Origin of the sequence: Agrobacterium radiobacter (genome assembly GCF_040801995.1) — a bacterium.
In the GTDB taxonomy this organism is placed as follows: Bacteria; Pseudomonadota; Alphaproteobacteria; order Rhizobiales; family Rhizobiaceae; genus Agrobacterium; species Agrobacterium radiobacter.
The window spans coordinates 101,533-123,065 of record NZ_JBEGHX010000001.1 but is presented as its reverse complement, the minus strand read 5'-3'; the positions used below and the strand labels follow the sequence as shown (position 1 = coordinate 123,065).

The 21,533-nt window shown below is 58.8% G+C and carries 19 protein-coding genes, 1 tRNA gene and 1 riboswitch; of the genes, 9 read left to right on the top strand and 11 right to left on the bottom strand.

The features are described 5' to 3' along the window. Positions 1-49 precede the first annotated feature (49 nt). Positions 50-128, top strand: a riboswitch (SAM riboswitch). A gap of 43 nt (positions 129-171) precedes the next feature. Together MRBLRC7O_RS00580 and apaG are read left to right on the top strand one after the other, a co-directional pair. Continuing rightward, on the top strand, positions 172-1,356 hold the full coding sequence (locus MRBLRC7O_RS00580) for an O-succinylhomoserine sulfhydrylase (protein WP_080865796.1): 1,185 nt from the start codon (positions 172-174) through the stop codon (positions 1,354-1,356). A gap of 233 nt (positions 1,357-1,589) precedes the next feature. Then, complete coding sequence (gene apaG, locus MRBLRC7O_RS00575; protein ID WP_003503545.1) at positions 1,590-1,982, top strand: Co2+/Mg2+ efflux facilitator ApaG/CorD; 393 nt, start codon at positions 1,590-1,592, stop codon at positions 1,980-1,982. Positions 1,983-2,035: 53 nt separating this feature from the next. Here apaG and MRBLRC7O_RS00570 read toward each other — a convergent pair whose 3' ends face one another. The 3 genes from MRBLRC7O_RS00570 to MRBLRC7O_RS00560 all read right to left on the bottom strand — a co-directional run bounded on the left by MRBLRC7O_RS00570 (position 2,036) and on the right by MRBLRC7O_RS00560 (position 5,438). Next, positions 2,036-3,025: an Hsp33 family molecular chaperone gene (locus tag MRBLRC7O_RS00570; protein WP_031234114.1), complete on the bottom strand. Its 990-nt coding sequence runs from the start codon at positions 3,023-3,025 to the stop codon at positions 2,036-2,038. A 239-nt stretch (positions 3,026-3,264) separates the two neighbouring features. Next, complete coding sequence (gene argF, locus MRBLRC7O_RS00565) at positions 3,265-4,182, bottom strand: ornithine carbamoyltransferase (protein ID WP_003503550.1); 918 nt, start codon at positions 4,180-4,182, stop codon at positions 3,265-3,267. A gap of 56 nt (positions 4,183-4,238) precedes the next feature. Further along, on the bottom strand, positions 4,239-5,438 hold the full coding sequence (locus tag MRBLRC7O_RS00560; protein WP_003503552.1) for an aspartate aminotransferase family protein: 1,200 nt from the start codon (positions 5,436-5,438) through the stop codon (positions 4,239-4,241). Between the two features lie 431 nt (positions 5,439-5,869). Between MRBLRC7O_RS00560 and MRBLRC7O_RS00555 the strand changes: the two genes are divergently transcribed. Beyond that, entirely contained in the window at positions 5,870-6,403 is a 534-nt protein-coding gene (locus tag MRBLRC7O_RS00555; RefSeq protein WP_003503553.1) for a GcrA family cell cycle regulator, read from the top strand. 315 nt (positions 6,404-6,718) lie between these two features. Here MRBLRC7O_RS00555 and phoB read toward each other — a convergent pair whose 3' ends face one another. The 7 genes from phoB to phoR form a co-directional block, all read right to left on the bottom strand. Next, the gene (gene phoB, locus MRBLRC7O_RS00550) at positions 6,719-7,402 is read right to left on the bottom strand and encodes a phosphate regulon transcriptional regulator PhoB (protein ID WP_003493692.1); all 684 of its coding nucleotides are present in this window, start codon (positions 7,400-7,402) and stop codon (positions 6,719-6,721) included. Positions 7,403-7,432: 30 nt separating this feature from the next. Beyond that, positions 7,433-8,158 carry a phosphate signaling complex protein PhoU gene (gene phoU, locus MRBLRC7O_RS00545; RefSeq protein ID WP_003503555.1) on the bottom strand — a complete coding sequence of 242 codons (726 nt, stop codon included), beginning with the start codon at positions 8,156-8,158 and terminating at the stop codon, positions 7,433-7,435. Positions 8,159-8,254: 96 nt separating this feature from the next. After that, positions 8,255-9,070 carry a phosphate ABC transporter ATP-binding protein PstB gene (gene pstB / locus MRBLRC7O_RS00540; RefSeq protein ID WP_003503557.1) on the bottom strand — a complete coding sequence of 272 codons (816 nt, stop codon included), beginning with the start codon at positions 9,068-9,070 and terminating at the stop codon, positions 8,255-8,257. A gap of 14 nt (positions 9,071-9,084) precedes the next feature. Continuing rightward, positions 9,085-10,407, bottom strand: coding sequence for a phosphate ABC transporter permease PstA (gene pstA, locus MRBLRC7O_RS00535; protein WP_003503558.1), 1,323 nt, complete (start codon positions 10,405-10,407; stop codon positions 9,085-9,087). Next, a complete protein-coding gene (gene pstC, locus MRBLRC7O_RS00530; RefSeq protein ID WP_003503565.1) occupies positions 10,404-11,888 on the bottom strand; it encodes a phosphate ABC transporter permease subunit PstC in 1,485 nt (494 codons plus the stop codon). The genes pstA and pstC overlap by 4 nt, the downstream gene beginning before the upstream one ends. A gap of 261 nt (positions 11,889-12,149) precedes the next feature. After that, complete coding sequence (locus MRBLRC7O_RS00525; protein WP_003503566.1) at positions 12,150-13,184, bottom strand: substrate-binding domain-containing protein; 1,035 nt, start codon at positions 13,182-13,184, stop codon at positions 12,150-12,152. A 195-nt stretch (positions 13,185-13,379) separates the two neighbouring features. Then, on the bottom strand, positions 13,380-14,642 hold the full coding sequence (gene phoR, locus MRBLRC7O_RS00520; RefSeq protein WP_050816415.1) for a phosphate regulon sensor histidine kinase PhoR: 1,263 nt from the start codon (positions 14,640-14,642) through the stop codon (positions 13,380-13,382). Positions 14,643-14,884: 242 nt separating this feature from the next. On the opposite strand from phoR, the gene ppk2 reads away from it, so the two are divergent. Further along, on the top strand, positions 14,885-15,766 hold the full coding sequence (gene ppk2 / locus MRBLRC7O_RS00515; protein WP_003503570.1) for a polyphosphate kinase 2: 882 nt from the start codon (positions 14,885-14,887) through the stop codon (positions 15,764-15,766). Positions 15,767-15,818: 52 nt separating this feature from the next. On the opposite strand, the gene MRBLRC7O_RS00510 is transcribed toward ppk2, so the two are convergent. Continuing rightward, complete coding sequence (locus tag MRBLRC7O_RS00510; protein ID WP_003503573.1) at positions 15,819-16,964, bottom strand: hypothetical protein; 1,146 nt, start codon at positions 16,962-16,964, stop codon at positions 15,819-15,821. Positions 16,965-17,219: 255 nt separating this feature from the next. Between MRBLRC7O_RS00510 and MRBLRC7O_RS00505 the strand changes: the two genes are divergently transcribed. From MRBLRC7O_RS00505 to MRBLRC7O_RS00485, 5 genes are all read left to right on the top strand, one after another. Then, entirely contained in the window at positions 17,220-18,182 is a 963-nt protein-coding gene (locus tag MRBLRC7O_RS00505; protein WP_003503575.1) for an NAD(P)H-dependent flavin oxidoreductase, read from the top strand. A 136-nt stretch (positions 18,183-18,318) separates the two neighbouring features. After that, a tRNA-Thr gene (locus tag MRBLRC7O_RS00500) sits at positions 18,319-18,394 on the top strand. 66 nt (positions 18,395-18,460) lie between these two features. Beyond that, positions 18,461-19,177 (top strand): DUF6538 domain-containing protein, encoded by a 717-nt coding sequence (locus MRBLRC7O_RS00495; RefSeq protein WP_367727269.1) that lies wholly within the window; start codon positions 18,461-18,463, stop codon positions 19,175-19,177. A 70-nt stretch (positions 19,178-19,247) separates the two neighbouring features. Next, positions 19,248-20,461 (top strand): IS3-like element IS426 family transposase gene (locus MRBLRC7O_RS00490; protein ID WP_112967582.1). Its coding sequence is split into 2 segments (ribosomal slippage): positions 19,248-19,584 and positions 19,584-20,461, totalling 1,215 coding nucleotides; the frame shifts between segments, so codons are not numbered across the junction. Between the two features lie 34 nt (positions 20,462-20,495). Continuing rightward, entirely contained in the window at positions 20,496-21,431 is a 936-nt protein-coding gene (locus MRBLRC7O_RS00485) for a site-specific integrase (RefSeq protein WP_367727268.1), read from the top strand. Positions 21,432-21,533 lie beyond the last annotated feature (102 nt).

Sequence of the window (21,533 nt, the reverse complement as noted above, 5' to 3'; positions counted from 1 at the left end):
CAAAACCAAAAGGAAAGCATTGACGCAAGCCGGTAACGGCAGTATGGCAAGCTTATCCCGTGGTGATTTGGCCGGTCGGCTTGCAGCCACGTTAAACAAGTGGCTAAAAAGACCGGGTGCTAGGAACCGGTCTGCTTTTGCGGCCGGTTTTTTTGTTTTGAAGGTGATCACATGAGCAATAAATGGCGCCCGGCAACCCAGCTCGTTCACGGCGGTACGCTACGCTCCCCTTACGGTGAAACGTCGGAAGCGATCTATCTGACCCAGGGTTTCGTATACGAAAACTCCGAAGCCGCCGAAGCGCGCTTCAAGGGTGAAACGGACGGGTTCATCTACGCCCGTTATGCGAGCCCTACCAACGACATGTTCGAAAAGCGCATGTGCCTGCTGGAAGGCGCTGAAGACGCCCGCGCACTTGCGTCGGGCATGGCCGCCGTCACCGCCGCCATCATGTGCCAGCTGCGCGCCGGCGACCATATCGTTGCTGCCCGCGCCCTTTTCGGCTCCTGCCGCTGGGTGGTCGAAACGCTCGCGCCGAAATACGGCATCGAATGCACGCTGATCGACGGTCGCGATCTCGGCAATTGGGAAAAGGCGATCCAGCCCAACACCAAGCTGTTCTTCCTCGAAAGCCCGACCAATCCGACGCTCGAAGTGGTGGATATTGCCGGCGTGGCGAAGCTCGCCAACCAGATCGGCGCCAAGGTAGTGGTCGACAACGTCTTTGCGACGCCGCTTTTCCAGAAGCCGCTCGAACTCGGCGCCCATATCGTTGTTTATTCGGCCACCAAACATATTGACGGCCAGGGCCGCTGCCTCGGCGGCGTGATCCTTTCTGACAAGAAGTGGATCGAAGAAGAGCTGCAGGATTATTTCCGCCATACCGGCCCGGCCATGTCGCCGTTCAATGCCTGGACGCTTCTGAAAGGCATCGAGACCCTGCCGCTGCGTGTGAAGCAGCAGACGGCCAATGCCGGCAAAATCGCCGATTTTCTCGCCGATAACGGCAAGGTCGCCAAGGTCATCTATCCCGGCCGCGCCGACCATCCGCAGGCCGACATCATCGCACGGCAGATGTCCGGCGGCTCGACGCTGGTGGCTTTCGAACTGAAGGGTGGCAAGGAAGCGGCCTTCAAGCTGCAGAACGCGCTTGAGATCGTGAAGATTTCCAACAACCTCGGCGACGCCAAGAGCCTTATCACCCATCCCGGCACGACGACGCACAAGAACCTCTCCGACGAGGCGCGTGCTGAACTCGGTATTTCCGGCGGCACCCTGCGCCTTTCCTGCGGCATCGAGGATACCGACGATCTGCTGGAAGATCTGGTGAAGGGTCTGGCGGCCGTTTCGGCTTGAAAATTCAATCGGCAAATCGCCATGGCCTGACCGCGTGTCGGGCCATGGTTCGCCGGTGCGGTCCGAAAAGACCCTATCAGGCAACCAATATTTACCTTTCCCGTTATCCCTAACGATGGAAAGCAGCGCAACAGGAGATGCCCCCTGCCCGTCAAGTCATTCATTTTCTTGACGATAGCCAGAACCTATAGTGTAGGATGTGGCGGCAGGCATAATATCGAGGTGTGGCGCGTATGTATCGTGCTCTGACAAGGGATATCGAGGTAACGGTCGACCCGTATTATCTCGAGGAACAATCCGACCCGGATGACGATCGTTACGTCTGGGGCTACAAAGTCGTGATCGCGAACAACTCCGATATTCCGGTAACCCTCGTCAATCGCTATTGGCACATCACCGATCAGAACGGACAGGTCGATGAGGTCTATGGGCCTGGCGTCGTGGGTGAGAAGCCACATCTTAAACCCGGCGACAGCTACGAATACTCTTCGGGTTGCCCGCTGGACACACCCTCGGGCCTGATGTTCGGGCATTATGAAATGGAAACGGAAAATGGCGAGGTGTTCAACGTCACCATACCCGCCTTTTCGCTGGATTCACCGGGCCTGATGCGGGTTCTGAACTAACCACTCGCCCGGCAATGAAAAAGCCGCACCCTTTGTGGGGCACGGCTTTCTATTCAGGCATTTTCAAATTCGCTGACATCGTAGCGATAGGTGGTGGAGCAGAACTCGCAGGTCACGGCAATGGCCCCGTCTTCCTCGCTCGCCTTGATCTCTTCGGCGGTGAAGCCTGACAGCACACCCTTGATCTTGTCCCGCGAGCAGCTGCAACGGTCGAAAACTGCCTGCGGATCATAGATGCGCACGCCGCTCTCATGGAAAAGCCTGAAGAGCAGGCGTTCCACCGGCACCTGCGGATCGGTCAGCTCGTCGGTATCCACCGTGTTCAACAGCGTGACGGCTTCCATCCAGGCATCATCCTCCTGCACCTCGTGACCGCTTTCATCGCCGTCGCCGCCATGCAGGTCGCGCATACGCAGCCGCTCGGGCGCCTGCGGCAGGAACTGCGCGATAACGCCGCCCGCACGCCAGCCATGACGCGGCTTGCCTTCGCCATCACGGTCGAAGAACTCGGCAACGCCCAGCCGCACGCGGGTGGGCAGCTGTTCCGACTGACGGAAATAAACCCCGGCAATGTCTTCCAGCGACGAGCCATCGAGCGGCACGATGCCCTGATAAGGCTGCATGCCCACGCCCTGATCGATCGTGAAGGCCAGAATGCCGGTGCCGAGCAATTGCTCCGGTGAGGTTGCGCCTTCCGCAATCGCCGCGGCCAGCCGCTCCTCGTCGAAACGGGCGTAAGCGCGCATGCTTTCAGGCGCGGTAAAATCCGCGACCAGCAGGTCGACCGGGCCGTCGCCCTTGGTCTGGAGGGTCAGCTTGCCGGAAAACTTGAGCGACGTGCCGATCAGCGCCGTCAGAACAGTCGCTTCCGCCAGCAGGCGGGCGACCGCGGCAGGATAATCGTGCCGCTCGAGAATGGCATTCAGCAGCGGCCCAACCTGTACGGCGCGGCCGCGCACATCCAGACCTTCGACCTGAAAGGGCACAACCTTGTCGTCGCCAGCAAAATCGAGATCGTCCAGTTCAACCGTTACATTTGCCATGTCATACTCCTTGGCGCAGCCGTGGCGCCGCTACCGTCCAAAAGTCCGGCTTTTAAAATGTGCTTTTTCCGCTTGTCGCACAGAGACCCGGGAAGAGAAACCGCTTCCGGGAAAAACGTGCAAATCGTGATGATGGCCCGCCAGCAAAACCGACGAGCCTCTTCGAAGTCCCACAGATGGTAATCTATGCGGGCAAGTTCAAGCACCCGGCGTGACGCGTGTCAGGCCGGGGGAATTGCTCAGATGGCGCCCATGCACCAGGCGATGATGGACTTCTGCGCGTGGAGGCGGTTTTCCGCCTCGTCGAAGACCACCGATTGCGGACCGTCGATCACGGCATCCGTCACTTCTTCACCGCGATGGGCCGGCAGGCAATGCATGAACAGCGCGTCTTTTTCCGCCTTGGCCATCAGGGCTTCGTTGACTTGATAGGGCTGGAAGATGTTGTGGCCGCGCGCCTTGTGTTCCTGGTTCATGGAAACCCAGGTATCGGTGACGACGCAATCGGCCCCGGCCACGGCCTTGTCGGCATCGTGGCACAACATGATTTCGCCGCCATTGTTGCGGGCCCAGTTCAGGAACTTGTCATGGGGTTCGGAACCCATCGGCACCGCCATTGTCATGCGGTAACCGAAGCGGGCCGAGCCTTCCACGAAGGAATGCAGGACGTTGTTGCCGTCACCCGTCCACGCAATGGTCTTGCCTTTGACCGGGCCGCGATGTTCCTCGAAGGTCATGATGTCAGCCATGATCTGGCAGGGATGCGTGTCGTCAGTCAGGGCGTTGATAACCGGCACGGTTGCGTGCTCGGCAAGCTCCAGCAGGCGCGAATGATCCGTCGTGCGGATCATGATGGCGTCGACATAACGCGACAGCACCTTGGCCGTATCGCCGATCGTTTCGGCACGACCGAGCTGCATTTCAGTACCAGAGAGGAAAAGCGTCTCGCCACCAAGCTGGCGCATGCCGACATCAAAGGAGACGCGGGTGCGGGTGGAGGGCTTTTCGAAGATCATTGCCAGCATCTTGCCGGCAAGCGGCTTTTCCGCCGTTCCGGCCTTGGTTGCGGCCTTGCGCGCGCGGGCATCGTCGAGAATTGCCCGCAGGTCCTGCGAGCTGACGGCCGACAGGTCAAGAAAATGTTTAGGTGAAGCCATTTCAAACGTCCCATGCTCGCGAGCCTCCGGGAAGAGGCCCGCCCTTTATTGTTTCCTCAGGCGATTTTTGCCTGTTTCGCTGTCAGGGAAGCGGCGGCCGCTTCCACGCGTGCCAGCCCCTCACGGGCTTCTTCCGCCGTGGTAACGAGCGGCGGCAGGAGACGGATGACGTTGTCGCCCGCGGGCACGCCGAGCAGATGCTCGCCGCGCATGGCCTGCAGCAGTTCGCCCGACGGGACCTTCGCCTTGATGCCGAGAAGCAGGCCTTCGCCGCGAATTTCCTCGATGACATCAGGATAACGATCCTTCAGCGAAGCAAGGCCCTGGCGGAAGACCAGCGCGACATCACGGACCTTCTCCAGAAAGCCCTCGGAGAGGACGACATCGAGCACGGCATTGCCCACAGCCATGGCCAGCGGGTTGCCGCCATAGGTGGTGCCGTGCACGCCCGCCGTCATGCCGGAAGCGGCATCCGCCGTCGCAAGGCATGCGCCGAGCGGGAAACCGCCGCCGATACCCTTGGCCACCGCCATGATATCGGGCGCGACACCCGTCTGCTCATAGGCAAACAGCTTGCCCGTGCGGCCGACGCCGGTCTGGACCTCATCGAAAATCAGCAGCATGCCATGCTCATCGCAGAGCGACCGCAGCAGCTGCAGGAATTCCTTGCTGGGCGCACGGATGCCGCCCTCGCCCTGAATGGGCTCGATCAGAAGTGCAGCCGTCTCGGCCGTGATGGCGGCTTTCAGCGCATCAACGTCACCGAAGGGCACCTGGTCGAAACCTTCGACCTTGGGACCGAAACCTTCGAGATATTTCTGCTGGCCGCCGGCGGCGATCGTTGCCAGCGTACGCCCATGAAAGGCGCCTTCGAAGGTGATGATCCGGAACTTTTCCGGATGCCCCTTGGAATAATGATAACGTCGCGCGGTCTTGATCGCGCATTCCAGCGCTTCCGCACCGGAATTGGTGAAGAAGACCTTGTCTGCGAAGGTCGCTTCCGTCAGGCGCTTGGCGAGCTTTTCCTGGCCCGGCACTTCATAAAGGTTTGAGACGTGCCAGACCTTCTCGGCCTGGGTCTTGATCGCTTCCACGAGGTGCGGATGGGCGTGGCCCAGCGAATTGACCGCTACGCCGGCCGCAAAATCCAGATATCGTTCGCCGCTCTCCGTGAACAGCCAGACGCCCTCGCCTCGCTCGAAGCGCAGGGGGGCTCTTGCAAACGTATCGAACAATGGCGCGGCGGCTTCGGCCATGGCTGTATCACTCCTTGCGCAGATGCGCTGTCAGACGGTTGTCAATAGGCTCTGGGGGTTATCCCTCGCCTGAAAATCAAAAATGCCGCCTCGCGGCGGCAGGGGCACTATTGTCACTTCGCCTGCCGATGTCAACAAAAGTCCGTATTTCCCGGGCTTCTCAAGCCCTAGTAGGTGGCGGCCTGCGAGGCCCAAGGTGTTGCCTTTCAGACTCAACTCGCCAGCAAGTTGGGGAAAACCGGAAAATCGATTCGAGATGAATCCCGCGACTCTTGCCACGGAGTCTGCGTGGCACTAGGTTAATCGCTAATTACTAGACTGCATTGCGGCGGAACTAGTCACCAAAAATCCGGCAGAAACCACGCTCGCGGCACGCCCGCGAGACGGAGAAGGATTCTGCCGACATTATACGCGACGAGCGGAGAAGCGGCATGAACTGGACAGACGAACGAGTCGAGAAACTCAAGAAATTATGGTCCGAGGGCCTTAGCGCCAGCCAGATTGCAGCGCAGCTCGGCGGCGTCAGCCGTAATGCCGTGATCGGCAAGGTCCATCGCCTCAATCTGCCGGGACGCGTCAAGGCTGGCGGTCCGGTCACTTCGGCGCGCTCTGCGCCCAAGCGCACCGCTGCACCTGCCCCACGCGCGACAACCTTTGCAGGCCGCGTCAATGCAGCGCCGGCGCGGATTCTCACCCGTTCGAACGCGGCAACCGCGCTGAATGAGGAGATCGACATCGAGACCGCACAGGTTCTCGATTACGTTCCTTCCAAAAACGTGGTCTCGCCGATTTCCCGTCGCCTGACGCTGACGGAACTGACGGAGCGCACCTGCAAGTGGCCGGTCGGCGATCCGCTGAAGGATGATTTCCATTTCTGCGGTTGTGAAGCGCTGGAATCTTCGCCCTATTGCAAGTTCCATGCGAAACTCGCCTATCAGCCGGTAAGCGAGCGCCGCAAGGCTTGAGTGTTGCGGCACGCATTCGACACTCAAAAACTACGGGCCTTCGGGCCCGTTTTTTTATGACAAAATTCAGGCGGTTCCGGGGGTCAACTCACGGGCGAAGCGCCGAACCCTATCCTCCATCGCTGTCGAACCCGACCCACAATCCCGATTGAGCGGGCGGGATTTCAGCCAATTGTCCGTCATCCCATCAAGAAGGATGAAGCCGTCGTGGTTGGGGACGTCCAAAAACCGAAAGGCCCGACACCATTCCGGTTTCGGGCCTTTCGGTTTTTGGCGGGATGTTGCCCCGAGTGTAACTCGTCGGTCGAGTCTTGCTCAGGCTTCCATCGAATATCCGGCGCCGCGCACGGTACGGATGACATCCTGCATATGCGAAAAATTGAGCGCTTTGCGCAGGCGCCCGACATGCACGTCGACGGTGCGCTCATCCACATAGATATCGTGACCCCACACGCCATCCAGCAATTGCGAGCGGGAGAAAACCCGGCCTGGAGAGGTCATCAGGAATTCCAGCAGGCGGAACTCCGTCGGGCCGAGGCGCACTTCGCGGCTCTTGCGGTGAACGCGATGGGTCTCGCGATCCAGCTCGATATCACCGCACTTCAGCACCGAGGAGAGAACCTCGGGACGGGCCCGGCGCAGCATGGCCTTGACCCGGGCCATGAGTTCCGGTGTCGAAAACGGCTTGACGACATAGTCGTCGGCGCCGGTGGCAAGGCCGCGAACCCGTTCGCTTTCTTCGCCGCGCGCCGTCAGCATGATGATGGGCAGGCGTTCTGTTTCCGGCCGCATTCTGAGCCGACGGCACAGTTCGATACCGGAAACGCCGGGAAGCATCCAATCCAGGATAAGAAGGTCCGGAATACGTTCCTGCAGCCTGATTTCTGCTTCGTCTCCACGGGGTATCGTGTCGACGTCATATCCCTCAGCCTCGAGATTGTAACGAAGGAGGACGCTCAGCGCTTCCTCGTCTTCCACAACTGCAATCTTGGGCACCATATGCTAACTCCGCAAGCCGCTGCTCGTCTGTTACTCGGTCACCGAACCGAGCGTGTTGGAACTGTCGTCCTTCGGACGCTCACCTTCCGGCTGGCTGCCGGTGGTCATGTAATAGATCGTCTCGGCGATATTGGTGGCGTGGTCGCCGATACGCTCGATGTTCTTGGCGCAGAACAGAAGATGCGTGCAGGTGGTGATGTTGCGCGGATCTTCCATCATGTAGGTCAGAAGCTCACGGAAGAGCGACGTATACATGGCGTCGATTTCCTCGTCGCGCTCGCGGATGGCATTGGCCTTCTCGGCGGAACGCGTGGAATAGACGTCGAGGACTTCCTTGAGCTGCACCAGCGCAAGCTCCGACAGGTGCTCTATGCCGCGGGCGAGCTTGCGCGGCACACCGGTTCCGGCAACCGCGATCACACGCTTGGCAGTGTTCTTGCCAAGGTCGCCAACGCGTTCAAGGTCGCCGGCGATACGCAGCGTGCCGATGATCTCGCGAAGGTCGGCCGCCATCGGCTGGCGTCTGGCGATGGTGACGATGGCCTTGTCGCCGATCTCGCGCTCGGAATGATCGAGGATCGCGTCATCGGAAATGACCTTCTGAGCGAGCGCGGCGTCGGAATTGACGAGCGCACGCACGGCATCGGCACACATCTGTTCCGCGAGACCGCCCATTTCGGCGATGCGGCGCGTCAGGAATTTCAGTTCGTCGTCATAGGCCGACAGGATATGCGAATGGGTCGTTGTCTGTGTCATGGTCTAGTCCTCCGGCTTGGCCTGCATGCGCGTACCCGGAAGCGGGCACGGCAGAGGCACCAGTCTTGTTCGGTTTCGATAAAGCGCCGGCCGGGATCAGCCGAAGCGGCCCATGATGTAGTCCTGCGTGCGCTGGTCGTCCGGATTGGTGAACATCTTGTCGGTTTCGTTTTCTTCGACAAGATGACCAAGGTGGAACATGGCCGTGCGCTGGGAAACACGCGCCGCCTGCTGCATGGAGTGCGTAACGATGACGATCGTGTAATTGGTACGCAGCTCGTGAATCAATTCCTCGACCTTGGCGGTCGCGATCGGGTCCAGCGCCGAGCAGGGCTCGTCCATCAGGATCACTTCCGGGCTGACGGCAACCGCGCGCGCGATGCACAGGCGCTGCTGCTGACCGCCGGAAAGGCCGGTGCCGGACTCCAACAGGCGATCCTTCACTTCGTTCCAGAGACCCGCCTTCTGCAGGCTGTGCTCGACGATCTGGTCCATATCCGCCTTGTTGCGGGCAAGGCCGTGGATACGCGGGCCATAGGCGATGTTCTCGTAGATCGACTTCGGGAAGGGGTTCGGCTTCTGGAACACCATGCCGACGCGGGCGCGCAATTCCACAACGTCGATCGCCTGATCGTAGATATCGTCGGTATCGAGCGTGATCTTGCCGGTGACCCGGCAACCGTCGATCGTGTCGTTCATACGGTTCAGGGTGCGCAGGAAGGTGGATTTACCGCAGCCGGACGGGCCGATAAGCGCGGTCACCGTATTTTCCCGAACGTTGAGGTTCACGTCGTAAAGCGCGCGCTTTTCGCCGTAATAAACCGAAACGTCCTTGCCGATCATCTTGTATGAGACTTCATTCATTTTCTTGTCCAGCGCCTTTTCAACTGCTGCTTCCGACAACATGTTCATTGCTCAATCTCCCTCTACCAGCGCCGCTCGAAGCGGCGACGCAACAGGATTGCGCCAACATTCATGACGATGAGGAACAAAAGCAGGATGATGATAGCGCCGGATGTCCTTTCGACAAAGGCGCGCTCGGCTTCGTTCGCCCACATGTAAATCTGCACCGGCAGGGCCGTGGACGGATCCATCGGCGTCGTCGGGTAATTCGCAACGAATGCCACCATGCCGATCAGGAGCAGCGGCGCCGTTTCGCCCAGCGCGTGGGCGAGACCGATGATGGTGCCGGTCAGAATGCCCGGCATGGCGAGCGGCAGCACATGGTGGAAGATCGTCTGCATCTTGGAAGCGCCGAGGCCGAGGGCTGCGGCGCGGATAGACGGCGGCACGGCTTTCAGGGCAGCGCGGGTCGCGATGATGATCGTCGGCAGGGTCATCAGCGTCAGGACAAGACCGCCGACCAGCGAAGCCGAGCGCGGAAAGCCCATGAAGTTGATGAAGACGGAGAGGCCGAGCAGACCGTAAACGATCGAAGGAACAGCCGCGAGATTGTTGATATTCACCTCGATAAGATCCGTCAGACGGTTCTTCGGGGCGAATTCCTCGAGATAGATCGAGGCCGCAACGCCGATCGGCAATGACAGCACCAGCACGATCAGCATCATGTAGAAGGAACCGATCAGCGCCACGCCGACACCCGCCGCTTCCGGACGGCTCGAAGCGCCGTTGACGAAAATGCCGGTGTTGAAATGTTTGCCGAGCTGGCCGCTTTCGGCGAGCTGGTTCATCCAGCCGAGCTGCTGGTTCGAGATACGGCGATTGGCTTCATCGGCGGTCATATCGACCTGGCCCTTGAAGGCGCTGTCGACGTCGCCCGAGGCCAGAAGCGTGACCGTGCGCGTGGTGCCGATGACGGCGGGATCGGCGACGACGATGTCGCGAAGCTGCGTGCGCACGCTGTCGGAGATCAAGAGGTTGACGGCACGAAGACCGGCGCGGTCCGTCGGCGCAACACCAAGGACCTTGGCGACCGCGTCACGGGCAACAACGGGATAATTGGCCGTCATCAGCTTCGCCGGATTGGTGGCGCGCTCATTTTTCGGATCGATGATCTGTTCGGAAAACTCGACCGGAACGGTGATCATCGTCTGCTGGAAGGCAGTGTAACCCTTGGAAACCACCGAGAAAAGCAGCAGGAAGAGAAAGATGAGGCCGAAGGAAATCGCTGCCATGCCGTAAGCACGGAAGCGGCGTTCGGCGGCATAACGGCGCTTGATGCCGATATCACGGCGCGTGGCCCTGTTCGCGGCGTTCGCGCCGGCTGCGGGAGAGACGATGTCGGTCATTCATATTGCTCCCGGTATTTGCGCACGATGTAAAGCGCGTAGATATTCAGGCAAAGCGTGATGGCGAAAAGCGTGATGCCGAGCGCAAAGGCGACCAGCGTCTGCGGCGAGGTGAATTCAAGGTCGCCGGTCAGCTGGCTGACGATCTTGACCGTCACGGTGGTCATGGGCTCGAATGGATTGAGCTGCAGACGGGCCGCAACGCCGGCCGCGAGAACCACGATCATGGTTTCGCCGATGGCGCGCGATGCCGTCATCAGCACAGCGCCGACGATGCCGGGAAGAGCGGCGGGAACGATGACCCTCTTGATGGTTTCGGACCGTGTAGCGCCGAGACCGAGGGAACCGTCACGCAGCGAGCGTGGCACGGCGGTGATGATATCGTCCGACAGCGACGAGACATAGGGGATCAGCATGATGCCCATGACGAAGCCGGCGGTGATGACGCTCTGCGCCTGGATGAAGTTGGCGTAATTACCCGTCGCCAGACCATTGATCTGCGTGGAAATGTCTCTGAGGAAAGGACCAACCGTCGTCAGCGCGAAGAAGCCGTAGACGATGGTGGGGATGCCGGCGAGCACTTCGAGCAGCGGCTTTGCCACGGAGCGCAGACGCGGCGAGGCATATTCGGACATATAGATCGCCGAAAACAGACCCACGGGAACCGCGACCAGCATGGCGACGAAGCCGATGTAAAGCGTACCTGCGAGCAGCGGGATCAGGCCGAACTGGCCGGAGGAGTCGGTCGCACCGGCTGCCGCAAAACGCGGATCCCATACCGTTCCGAAGAAGAACTGGTGCGCCGGGACCATGGTGAAGAACTGGATCGCCTCCGTCAGCATCGACAGGACGATACCGATGGTCGTGAGGATAGCGATGGACGAGGCGACGAGCAGGGCAGCGAGAATGACCTTCTCGACCTGGTTGCGCGCCCGGAAGCGCGGCGCGATCGCACGCAGCGCATAGGCGCCGCCGCCGAGCGCGGCCAGCAGCACGACGGCAATCATCGCGATGCGGCTGGTGGAGGTCATGCCGTTGAGCGTCTGGGCGGCATCAACCATGAAGCGCTCGGGATCACCGGCGATCGCCACACCCTTCGATGCCAGAAGAGGCCGGACCGCAGCCGTATCGGCCTCAACCTGAGCGGTTTCTTCCGGCGTCAGCCGCTGAAGACCGCGGGCGATGGAGGTCACCATACCATAGGTCAGGCTCTGCTGCGCTTCGGATTGCGCCCGCACGTCCTCGGGGAAATTACCGCGCACCGCCGATGTGACGAACAGGGGGCTGATAACGAGCCAGGCACAGAGAATGAACGCCGCGGGCAAAACAGCCCAGACGACCGCGTAAGAGCCGTGATAACCGGCACGGGAATGCATGCTGGAGGGGCGACCACCAGACAGGGCAACGGCGCGGCGGCTGCCGAGCAGATAGCTGCCGATGCCGATGAGCGCCAGTATCAGCAAAAGGATCGATGTGTTCATTAGAGTTCCCTCGGCGTGCCTCAAGAGCACGGTGCGATATCGGGCAAATCAAAAAGTCATCAAAACGAGACCGCTGGACCATCCCATGATGCCTGCCGCCTGACTGTATCATCGTCTGGCAAGCGTCAAGGTTGATACATCCTATCCATCTGTAATCCATCGACAATCATGTGGATGGCGATGAGTAGGAACTGTCAACCGCGGATAACGGCCTCAGCGAAGCGGAATGAGGGGCACGGCAGAGCCGCACCCCTCTTTCTATTACATCGTGGAACCGGCCGAGAACTTCGAGCGGATTTCTTCGCGCTCTGCGTCCGGGGCGGCAACCAGGCCGTAGTTGGCGAGCGGGGAATCCGGGCCGATCATCTCGTCGGAAACGAAGAACTCGACATATTCCTTAAGGCCCGGGATAACGCCCAGGTGAGCCTTCTTCACGTAGAAGAACAGCGGGCGGGAAACCGGGTACTTGCCGCTGGCAACGGTTTCGGTGGACGGAACGACGCCCGAAACGGTTGCGACCTTCAGACGGTCAGCGTTGTTTTCATAGAAAGCCAGGCCGAAAACGCCAAGGCCGGTCTTGTTGGCATCGATACGAGCGAGCGTTTCGGTGTAGTCGCCGTCGATGTCGACAGCTGCGCCGTCCTTACGGACTGCAACGCACTTTGCAGCAGCCTGCTTGGCGTCGGTGATGAGCGTCTTGATGACATCGGTGGCACCGGCTTCCTTGCAGCCGTCAGCCATGATCTTCTCTTCGAAGACTTCGCGCGTGCCGTGCTTGGAGCCCGGGATGTAAGCGGCGATCGCTACGTCAGGCAGTTCCTTGTTGATTTCCGACCACTTCTTGTAGGGGTTGGCAACGAGCTTGCCGTCCTTGACGACTTCAGCAGCGAGAGCGAGGTAAAGATCCTTCGGCTCGAGCTTGATGTCCTTGTTGGAAGAGTCCATCGCAAAGACGATACCGTCGTAACCGATCTTCACTTCCTGAACGTCGGTGACGCCAGCAGCCTTACAGGCAGCCAGTTCGTCACTCTTGATCTTGCGCGAAGCGTTTGCAATGTCGATGGTGCCTTCGCCCACGCCCGAGCAGAATGCCTTCAGACCACCGCCCGTGCCGCCGGACTCAACAACCGGAGCCTTGAAGTTCGGGAAGGTTTCGGCAAAAGTCTCGGCAACGATCTTGGCGTAGGGCAGAACCGTGGAGGAACCGGCAACCTGGATCTGGTCGCGAGCAGCGGCGGCGCCAGCGAAGGCGACAGAAGCCACCAGAGCTGCTGCGGAAAATTTAACGATGTTCATTTGTCTCTCCCGTCGTGGGCTTTGTTGTGGACGCAGCCGATAGCGACACTCGCTCTTAGCTTGCGCTCGGCGACCTTTTCTTAACCACCGTAGCCACATCCTTTTATGTCACTTTGACGAAAGATTTGTGACAGTCTAAATTACTGATTTAATTTATAAATATTCACGACGTTAAAAGCAGATGCATATTTTATGTCAGAATCTTACGGTGAAGTCCGTGCCGCTGCCCAATTCCGATTTAATGATGAGGCGGGCGCGGTGGCGAGTGAGGATGTGCTTGACGATGGCAAGCCCGAGGCCCGTGCCCTTTTTCGAGCGGCTGTCGGCGACGCTGACACGATAAAAACGCTCCGTCAGGCGCGGCACATGTTCGGCGGGAATGCCCGGCCCCTTGTCGATGACACTCACCTCCACCGGCTTGCCGGGTTCGGCGCGCAGCCAGACATCCACGACCTTGCCTTCCTGACCATATTTGCAAGCATTTTCAACTAGGTTCTGGAATACCTGCACCAGTTCGTCGCGATCCCCCTGCACTTCCGCCGGCCGGTCCGGCAGGTGCAGCGTGATGGTTACATCAAGCTCGTCGGCAAGGGGCAGCAGCGTATCGCGCACATGGCCGATGACGGGAACGAGATTGACTTTCTGGTCGGGCGCGATGTTTGCGCGCAGTTCCAGCCGCGAAAGGGACATGAGATCGTCCACCAGCCTGCTCATGCGGGTTGCCTGATCCAGCATGATGGCAAGGAAACGCTCTTGTGCCTTCGGGTCGTTGCGCGCCGGCCCCTGCATGGTTTCGATGAAACCGCGGAGCGAGGCGAGCGGGGTGCGCAATTCATGGCTCGCATTGGCGACGAAGTCGCTACGCATGCGGTCGATGCGACGAAGCTCCGAAACGTCGCGGAACGACAGGATGTAGAACGGCGGACTGGCCCCCTCTCCTACATCCGCACGGGCGATGCGGACGATAAAGACCCGTTCGGAAGGAAAGCGCTCCGAATGTTCGACCTGGTTGGGTTGGCCGGTGGTGATGGTTTCGCGAATGACATCCAGCAGGCCGGGAGAGCGCAGCCGGGCGGAAATATGTGCACCGGCAAGCAGCTGGCCGAAGGCGCGTTCGGCAGCACCGTTCTGAAACAGCACGCTGGCGTTCTTGTCGAGAATGAAAACGGGGGTATCCAGAACCGCGAGGCCCGCCCTTACGCCCGAAATGACGTTTTCGCCGGGCACTTCCGGCTCATCCGTCTCCGCCGCCGCAACTCCGTCCTTTGCGGAGGCGGCCGCCGGGCCCTCCGCAACGGCCAGAATGGCAATGACGGCGCAAAGCCAAAGGGCGGCGGGCATATAGGGTGTATGGAGTTCCGCAACGGCCACGATGGCGAGCATGCTGACGATGAGAACGGGCAACCAGTTCCGGCCGAGCTTCCTTCCCAAAAGCCTTAATCCACCATCGCCTTTCATGACTGCCATTTCAGCCTGCTCTTTCCATTCTCATCTGACAGCGCATCGAAATCTCATAGGCCAGCTTCATGACAGAGATTCATCATCGCGCATTTTCCACAACGTATATGCGCAAAATCGACGCGGCAATCGCTCCCGCCGCCGCATCCCGGTCAACCGGTCCTGTTTCACTTGAATTCTGGCAATGGATGTGAACTCATTGGCGGCGAGTTGCCTTTACACAACAACATCTGGAGGAACCCATGGGCGAAGAAACGAAGAAGCGGACGGTCGAGATCACCATTGGCGGCAAACTGCGCAGCTTCGACATCGACAATCCGGTTCTTCCTGAATGGGTTGAGGAAAAGAAACTTTCCGCCGGCAATTTTCCCTACGACAAGAAGATGAAGCGGGAGGACTACGACACCGCTCTCGAGGCGCTGCAGGTGGAACTGGTCAAGGTTCAGTTCTGGCTGCAGGCGACCGGCAAAAGGGTCATGGCGGTTTTCGAAGGCCGCGATGCGGCGGGCAAGGGTGGCGCGATCTTCGCGGCCCGGGCCTATCTCAACCCCCGCTATGCCCGCGTGGTGGCGCTCACCAAACCCACGGAAACCGAGCGCGGCCAATGGTATTTCCAGCGCTATATCTCGCATTTTCCGACCGCCGGCGAATTCGTTCTCTTCGACCGCTCATGGTATAACCGCGCCGGGGTCGAGCCGGTCATGGGTTTCTGCACGCCGGAAGAACACAAGCTCTTCCTCAAGGAAACGCCGCGTCTGGAAAAGATGCTGGCCCATGAAGACATCAATCTTTTCAAATTCTGGCTCGACATCGGTCGCGAAACGCAGATCGAGCGCTTCCATGATCGCCGCCACAGCCCGCTGAAATGCTGGAAGCTTTCGGATATGGACATAGCCGCGCTGACGAAATGGGACGACTATACGCAAAAGCGCGACGAGATGCTGGAAAAGACCCACACCGATGCCGCCCCCTGGACCGTGGTGCGCGCCAACGACAAGCGCCGCACGCGGGTGAACCTCATCCGTCACATTCTTCTTACGCTCGACTATGAGGGTAAAGACGAGAAGGCGATCGGCGAAATCGACGACAAGATATTGGGATCAGGACCGGATTTTCTCAAATGAGACCGGAAGACGATGACAGGCGCCGCCACTCGAGGCGCCTGTCGTTTTTCCGTTACTGGCCCGGCAGAATGCGCACGGAATAAAGATTGATCGGGCGGCCGCTGCCGTCGATATCGCTGTTGATGAAGATTTTCCCCGGCGCATTGGGGGCGAGAGATCGTTCGAATGTCGTGTTCAGCAGCATGTCCGCGCGCTCGGCCGTGGCGGTGAAGCGGTGGCGGGAGCAATCGCCCAATGTGGCGAAATCGCAGGCGACTGAAACCTGGGTCTGCCGGTCGCTGGAGGATTGCAAAGTGATAGAAATGGTCGAGGACTTGCCCGCCATATCCCGCATCACCTCCACCGGAACCTCGACGCTGACGGCGCCATCCTGCGCCACACTTCTCGAGGTTATCTTTATAGCCTTGCCGGCGGGTGTGGCGATGTTTTCGACATTGGCGCGCTGGCCGGCCGAAACGCCCGAACTACCACGCTCCGCATTGAAGACCTCAACCCAGTCATCGGAAAAACCGCGGCCGGCGGAAAGGCTCGGCGCAGGCTCCGTCCCGTTGAAATCCTCCGCCTGCACCTGCGCCGGCGGATTGGGTACGCTGGTATCACGTTGCTCCGGAGACAGCAGGAGGCCGGAAGAATAAACCCACCAGGCGCCGAAACCGATAAAAGCCAGAAGCGTCACATAGATAAAAAGCCGGGCAAAAAGCCCCCGGCGCTTGCGACGGCCAACCGCGCCCTCCGGACGGAAAGCAAGCGAGGAGTCGCTGGCGCGGGAGCCTCTCTTCGGCGGCTTTCCATTGCGCTGCCCCGCATTCAGCGGCGCCGGAGCAACGGCAGCACCCGGCTGCACATCGCGCGTTTCACCGCGCAGTTCCGGCTCAACACCCAAATCGCCGTGGTGAGGCGCCTGCGAAACGGGATCGACCGCGTGATCATCCTGCGCCGGACTTTCCGGTGCTGGTGGGCGCAATTGCTGCTCCACCCTGTCCAGAAGACTGTTGCGCTCTTCATTCTCGATCTGGTGGATCAGGCCTTCAAGCCGCTGCCGCTGCTGGGCGACGACCTGCGGATCGTCTATCCCCTGCTTGCGCAGGCCTGCTTCCAGCGCCTGACGGGACGATTGGTAAATCCGTGCACGAACTTCGGCGTTCGATCTGTCCGATTTTTCCAGAGCATTTCTAATTGCCGTTTCCAGTCCGCTCACGACCGATCCTTGTTCTATTACGCTTTGCAAAAAATATGCGGCGCTGCGCCATGGGTTCACGATTCGGTAACGGCTATACCGCCCCTCCGCAAGCTTCGTTTATGATAAAGACCGGATTGCTTTCAGGAAAATCGATCCATTGTGGCGCTACGAACGCAGATTCGAGATGCAAGTGCCACGCTGTTTTCGCTTTCAATCTGCTCCCGAACGCGATATTGACTTACGTGCGCGTAAACGTAATTCGTGGGAGGAGACATGCTACCGTCCGTGCTGAAAGACAATCTGCGTCTTCCGGTCATAGCATCACCGCTATTCATTATTTCACATCCGCAACTGACGCTGGCGCAATGCAAGGCCGGCGTCATCGGCGCTTTCCCGGCGCTCAACGCGCGACCCGAAAGCCAGCTCGACGAGTGGCTGGCGATGATCACCGAGGAACTCGACGCGCACAACCGTGCCAATCCCGAGCGCCCGGCCGCACCCTTCGCGGTCAACCAGATCGTGCACATGTCCAACCGGCGGCTGGAACACGATCTCGGCCTTTGCGTGAAATACAAAGTGCCGGTGGTGATTTCTTCGCTTGGCGCGGTGCCAGAGGTCAATGCAGCCGTGCATTCCTATGGCGGCATCGTGCTACATGACGTCATCAACGACCGCCATGCCCGCTCTGCCATCCGCAAGGGTGCGGATGGGCTGATTGCGGTCGCGGCGGGTGCCGGCGGACATGCGGGCACACTTTCGCCCTTCGCCCTCGTTCAGGAAATCCGCGAGTGGTTCGACGGCCCGCTGCTGTTGGCCGGCGCCATCGCCAATGGCGGCTCCATTCTCGCCGCGCAGGCCATGGGTGCTGACATGGCCTATATCGGCACCCCCTTCATCGCCACTCAGGAAGCGCGCGCTTCCGAAGGTTACAAGCAGGCGATTGTGGAAGCCCAGGCCAAGGATATCGTTTATTCGAACTATTTCACGGGCGTGCACGGAAACTACCTGAAAAGCTCGATCGTCGCCTCCGGCATGGACCCCGACAATCTGCCCGAAGCCGACCCCTCGAAGATGGACTTTGAAACCGCCACCGGTGGCGCAAAGGCCTGGAAGGACATCTGGGGCGCAGGGCAAGGCATCGGCGCGGTGAAAACGGTGGAACCCGTGGCAGCACTCGTCGATCGTCTGGCAAATGAATATGAAACGGCCAAAAACCGCATCTGCGGGAAAGGCTGACGCCACCGCCAAACAACGGACAGGCAAAGCTTTTTGCGGAAATTTCAAAACCGGCACATTCAAGGCTTGAAATCCGTCAGCATTGCCTGTATCAGCCCGCCATGAAGCTGATCCGCAACAAACGGGTCACAATCGGGCCGCTTTAGCTCAGTTGGTAGAGCACGTCATTCGTAATGACGGGGTCACGTGTTCGAGTCACGTAAGCGGCACCATTTCCTTTAAAATCAAAGACTTGAATACCGGTTTCCGCAGGTGGGACATTTCGGTGAGACATTTCTTTGTTTATCCCCTCCTACATTCTCAAGTCCCGGCATGGCGTATTCTACTTCCGCTGGCCATTGCCCAAGCAGCTACACCCACGCCAGAAATCCGAAACGATCAAGCTTTCGCTACGGACACGCGATCCACGAAAAGCATTGCGTTTGTCACGGTCCTTGATCCAGATAGGTGAGGAGTTGGTTGAGGACGGAATTGCATACGGAATGCGGTACGATGAAATACGGGCGGCTTTGATACGCCATTTTAAAGACCTTCTGGAAAAGAAGAAGCACGATATTGCCGCAACAGGCAGGCTCAGTTTGTCTGATCGCGAGAAATTCATCGCTCGCCATCAGGAGGTACAGAAGGCAATTGATAACGATACGCCTATCCCGACGAACAAAACCGAAGACGAGTTGTTGGCCACGTTCATCAGGAAATACCAACTCAACATCCTTCCAGATAGTGAGCAGTACCGTTGGCTGCAGCGAGATATCAAACCGGCATTCCGCAGTCTCATTGCATCGGTTCTAGCCTATGACGACTCGCTGGATCACTTTGATTTAGGACAATCTATCCCTGTCGCATCGGCTTCTTTGCCTATGCCGATACCAAGCCTCAAAAAAACGACAGTAACTTTGGACGATTTATCAGAGCGTTTTATCGCAGAGCGCAGCCTTGGTAATAATTGGGTGCCTCGAACCAAGCTTGAAAAGCGGGATCACATTGACTTGTGAACTGCCCCCCATTTCGACCGGACAGTCGGCATAAGCAGAAAGGCTCAAGCACAGGCTTGGGTATAGGCTTATGTCTAACGACTATCGACACGTTGAATTGCTGACGGGTGATGTTCGCCGCAGGCGGTGGACAACCGAGCAAAAGCTGACAATCATTGAGCAGAGTTTCGAACCCGGCGAGACGGTATCTTCGACCGCTCGCCGTCATGGCGTCGCGCCCAATTTGCTTTATCGGTGGCGCAGGCTCTTGAGCGAGGGAGGTGCTGCAGCCGTGGATTCTGACGAGCCGGTTGTCGGAAATTCGGAAGTGAAGAAACTGGAGGATCGCGTCCGGGAGTTGGAGCGCATGCTCGGTCGCAAGACGATGGAGGTCGAAATCCTCCGCGAAGCCCTTTCCAAAGCGGACTCAAAAAAACGGATATCGCGGCCGATCTTGTTGCCGAAGGACGGTTCGCGATGAAGGCCGTCGCAGACACGCTGGGCGTCTCCCGTTCCAACCTCATCGAGCGGCTGAAAGGCAGATCAAAGCCGCGTGGGCCATACAACAAGGCCGAGGATGCAGAGCTTCTGCCCGCCATCCGCAGGCTGGTGGATCAAAGGCCAACCTATGGCTATCGGCGGATCGCCGCGCTCCTCAATCGCGAAAGGCGAGCCGCCGATCAGCCTGTCGTCAACGCCAAACGGGTCCATCGCATCATGGGCAACCACGCCATGCTGCTGGAGAAGCACACAGCCGTTCGCAAGGGCCGCCTCCACGATGGCAAGGTCATGGTCATGCGCTCCAACCTGCGCTGGTGCTCGGACGGCCTGGAGTTCACCTGCTGGAATGGCGAGGTCATTCGTCTCGCCTTCATCATCGATGCCTTCGACCGGGAGATCATCGCTTGGACGGCGCTCGCCAATGCCGGAATATCCGGCTCGGACGTCCGCGACATGATGCTGGAGGCGGTCGAGAAACGCTTCCATGCAACCCGAGCCCCGAATGCTATCGAGCATCTGTCTGACAATGGTTCAGCCTATACGGCGCGGGACACGAGGCTGTTTGCGCAAGCACTCAATCTGACGCCCTGCTTCACGCCGGTCGCCAGCCCACAGTCGAACGGCATGTCGGAGGCCTTCGTCAAAACCCTGAAGCGGGATTATATCCGGATCGCAGCACTACCGGACGCAGAAACAGCGCTCCGGCTCATCGACGGATGGATCGAGGACTATAATGAAATCCATCCTCATTCCGCGCTCAAGATGGCTTCCCCTCGGCAGTTCATCAGGGCTAAATCAATCTAGCCGACCTGTCCGGTGAAACGGGGAGCACTCCAACTTGTTAAAAGAAATTGTTGGCTTGTCCAGAGACATAACCAGCCTAACACCGCAGGATGTAGCACAGGTAAAAGACACGCTGACATCTCTTCCGAAAAACCGTCATAAAAACAAGCTGACGAGAGGTAAGCCGCTGGCTGAGGTTTTGACGATGGCCAATGTCGAGAGGCTCCAAGTGGCGTCGATCAACAAGTATCTGCAAACATACGGCGACCTGTTCGAGTACGCGCTACAGCACAGCTTCGTTAAAAAGAACCTGTTTTCCGGTCTTTCCATCAAACAGAATAGGCAGCGCTCACAGAACGAGAGAGGCGCTTTTTCGCTTGCTCAAGCTCGACTGCTCATCACCACCTTGACCGACCCGCTGCCGGTTCTCGTAAAGAAACCGCATCAAAAGTGGGGACCACTCATCGGACTTTATACAGGCGCCCGGTTGAATGAGATCGCACAAATCGACTTAGCAGATATACGCCAAGAAAACGGCATATGGCTTTTTGATCTGAACGATGAAGGTGAGGACAAGCAATTAAAAACGGTCTCGTCCAGACGCCTCGTGCCCATGCATGCCAAGTTAATCGAACATGGCCTCTTGGAATATGTAGATGTGATGCGCCTGCGGAAGAAAACGAAGCTGTTTCCCGATCTGTCGAACACGGTCGAACATGGCAGGGGCAGGAACATCGGTCGTTGGTTCAATGAAACGCTTTTACCAAAACTAGGCGTCAAAGACAAAGGCTTAGTATTCCACAGCCTCCGGCATACTGTGATTACTAGACTAAGTCGTGCAGACGTACCGGAATCAATCGTCAAAGCAATCGTTGGACATGCTCAACAGGGCGTGACGCAACAGCACTATTTCAAACAAGGCTATACGCTTCGGCAATTGAACGACGCCATACAGAAATTGGACTACAGCCTTCAAGACGGCGATGAGTAAATAGCTCTCGGGATTGACAGGGACTCCGCAAAGATTCAAAGAAGATAGTGGAGTTGTACGTGCAGCTCTGGGGCGTGGAAACCCCGAATGGATAGGTACGAG

Excerpts from the sequence above, each read along its gene's own strand:
- MRBLRC7O_RS00580 (WP_080865796.1), top strand. The coding sequence starts at position 172 with ATGAGCAATAAATGGCGCCCGGCAACCCAGCTCGTTCACGGCGGTACG.
- apaG (WP_003503545.1), top strand. The coding sequence starts at position 1,590 with ATGTATCGTGCTCTGACAAGGGATATCGAGGTAACGGTCGACCCGTAT.
- MRBLRC7O_RS00570 (WP_031234114.1), bottom strand. The coding sequence starts at position 3,025 with ATGGCAAATGTAACGGTTGAACTGGACGATCTCGATTTTGCTGGCGAC.
- argF (WP_003503550.1), bottom strand. The coding sequence starts at position 4,182 with ATGGCTTCACCTAAACATTTTCTTGACCTGTCGGCCGTCAGCTCGCAG.
- MRBLRC7O_RS00560 (WP_003503552.1), bottom strand. The coding sequence starts at position 5,438 with ATGGCCGAAGCCGCCGCGCCATTGTTCGATACGTTTGCAAGAGCCCCC.
- MRBLRC7O_RS00555 (WP_003503553.1), top strand. The coding sequence starts at position 5,870 with ATGAACTGGACAGACGAACGAGTCGAGAAACTCAAGAAATTATGGTCC.
- phoB (WP_003493692.1), bottom strand. The coding sequence starts at position 7,402 with ATGGTGCCCAAGATTGCAGTTGTGGAAGACGAGGAAGCGCTGAGCGTC.
- phoU (WP_003503555.1), bottom strand. The coding sequence starts at position 8,158 with ATGACACAGACAACGACCCATTCGCATATCCTGTCGGCCTATGACGAC.
- pstB (WP_003503557.1), bottom strand. The coding sequence starts at position 9,070 with ATGAACATGTTGTCGGAAGCAGCAGTTGAAAAGGCGCTGGACAAGAAA.
- pstA (WP_003503558.1), bottom strand. The coding sequence starts at position 10,407 with ATGACCGACATCGTCTCTCCCGCAGCCGGCGCGAACGCCGCGAACAGG.
- pstC (WP_003503565.1), bottom strand. The coding sequence starts at position 11,888 with ATGAACACATCGATCCTTTTGCTGATACTGGCGCTCATCGGCATCGGC.
- MRBLRC7O_RS00525 (WP_003503566.1), bottom strand. The coding sequence starts at position 13,184 with ATGAACATCGTTAAATTTTCCGCAGCAGCTCTGGTGGCTTCTGTCGCC.
- phoR (WP_050816415.1), bottom strand. The coding sequence starts at position 14,642 with ATGAAAGGCGATGGTGGATTAAGGCTTTTGGGAAGGAAGCTCGGCCGG.
- ppk2 (WP_003503570.1), top strand. The coding sequence starts at position 14,885 with ATGGGCGAAGAAACGAAGAAGCGGACGGTCGAGATCACCATTGGCGGC.
- MRBLRC7O_RS00505 (WP_003503575.1), top strand. The coding sequence starts at position 17,220 with ATGCTACCGTCCGTGCTGAAAGACAATCTGCGTCTTCCGGTCATAGCA.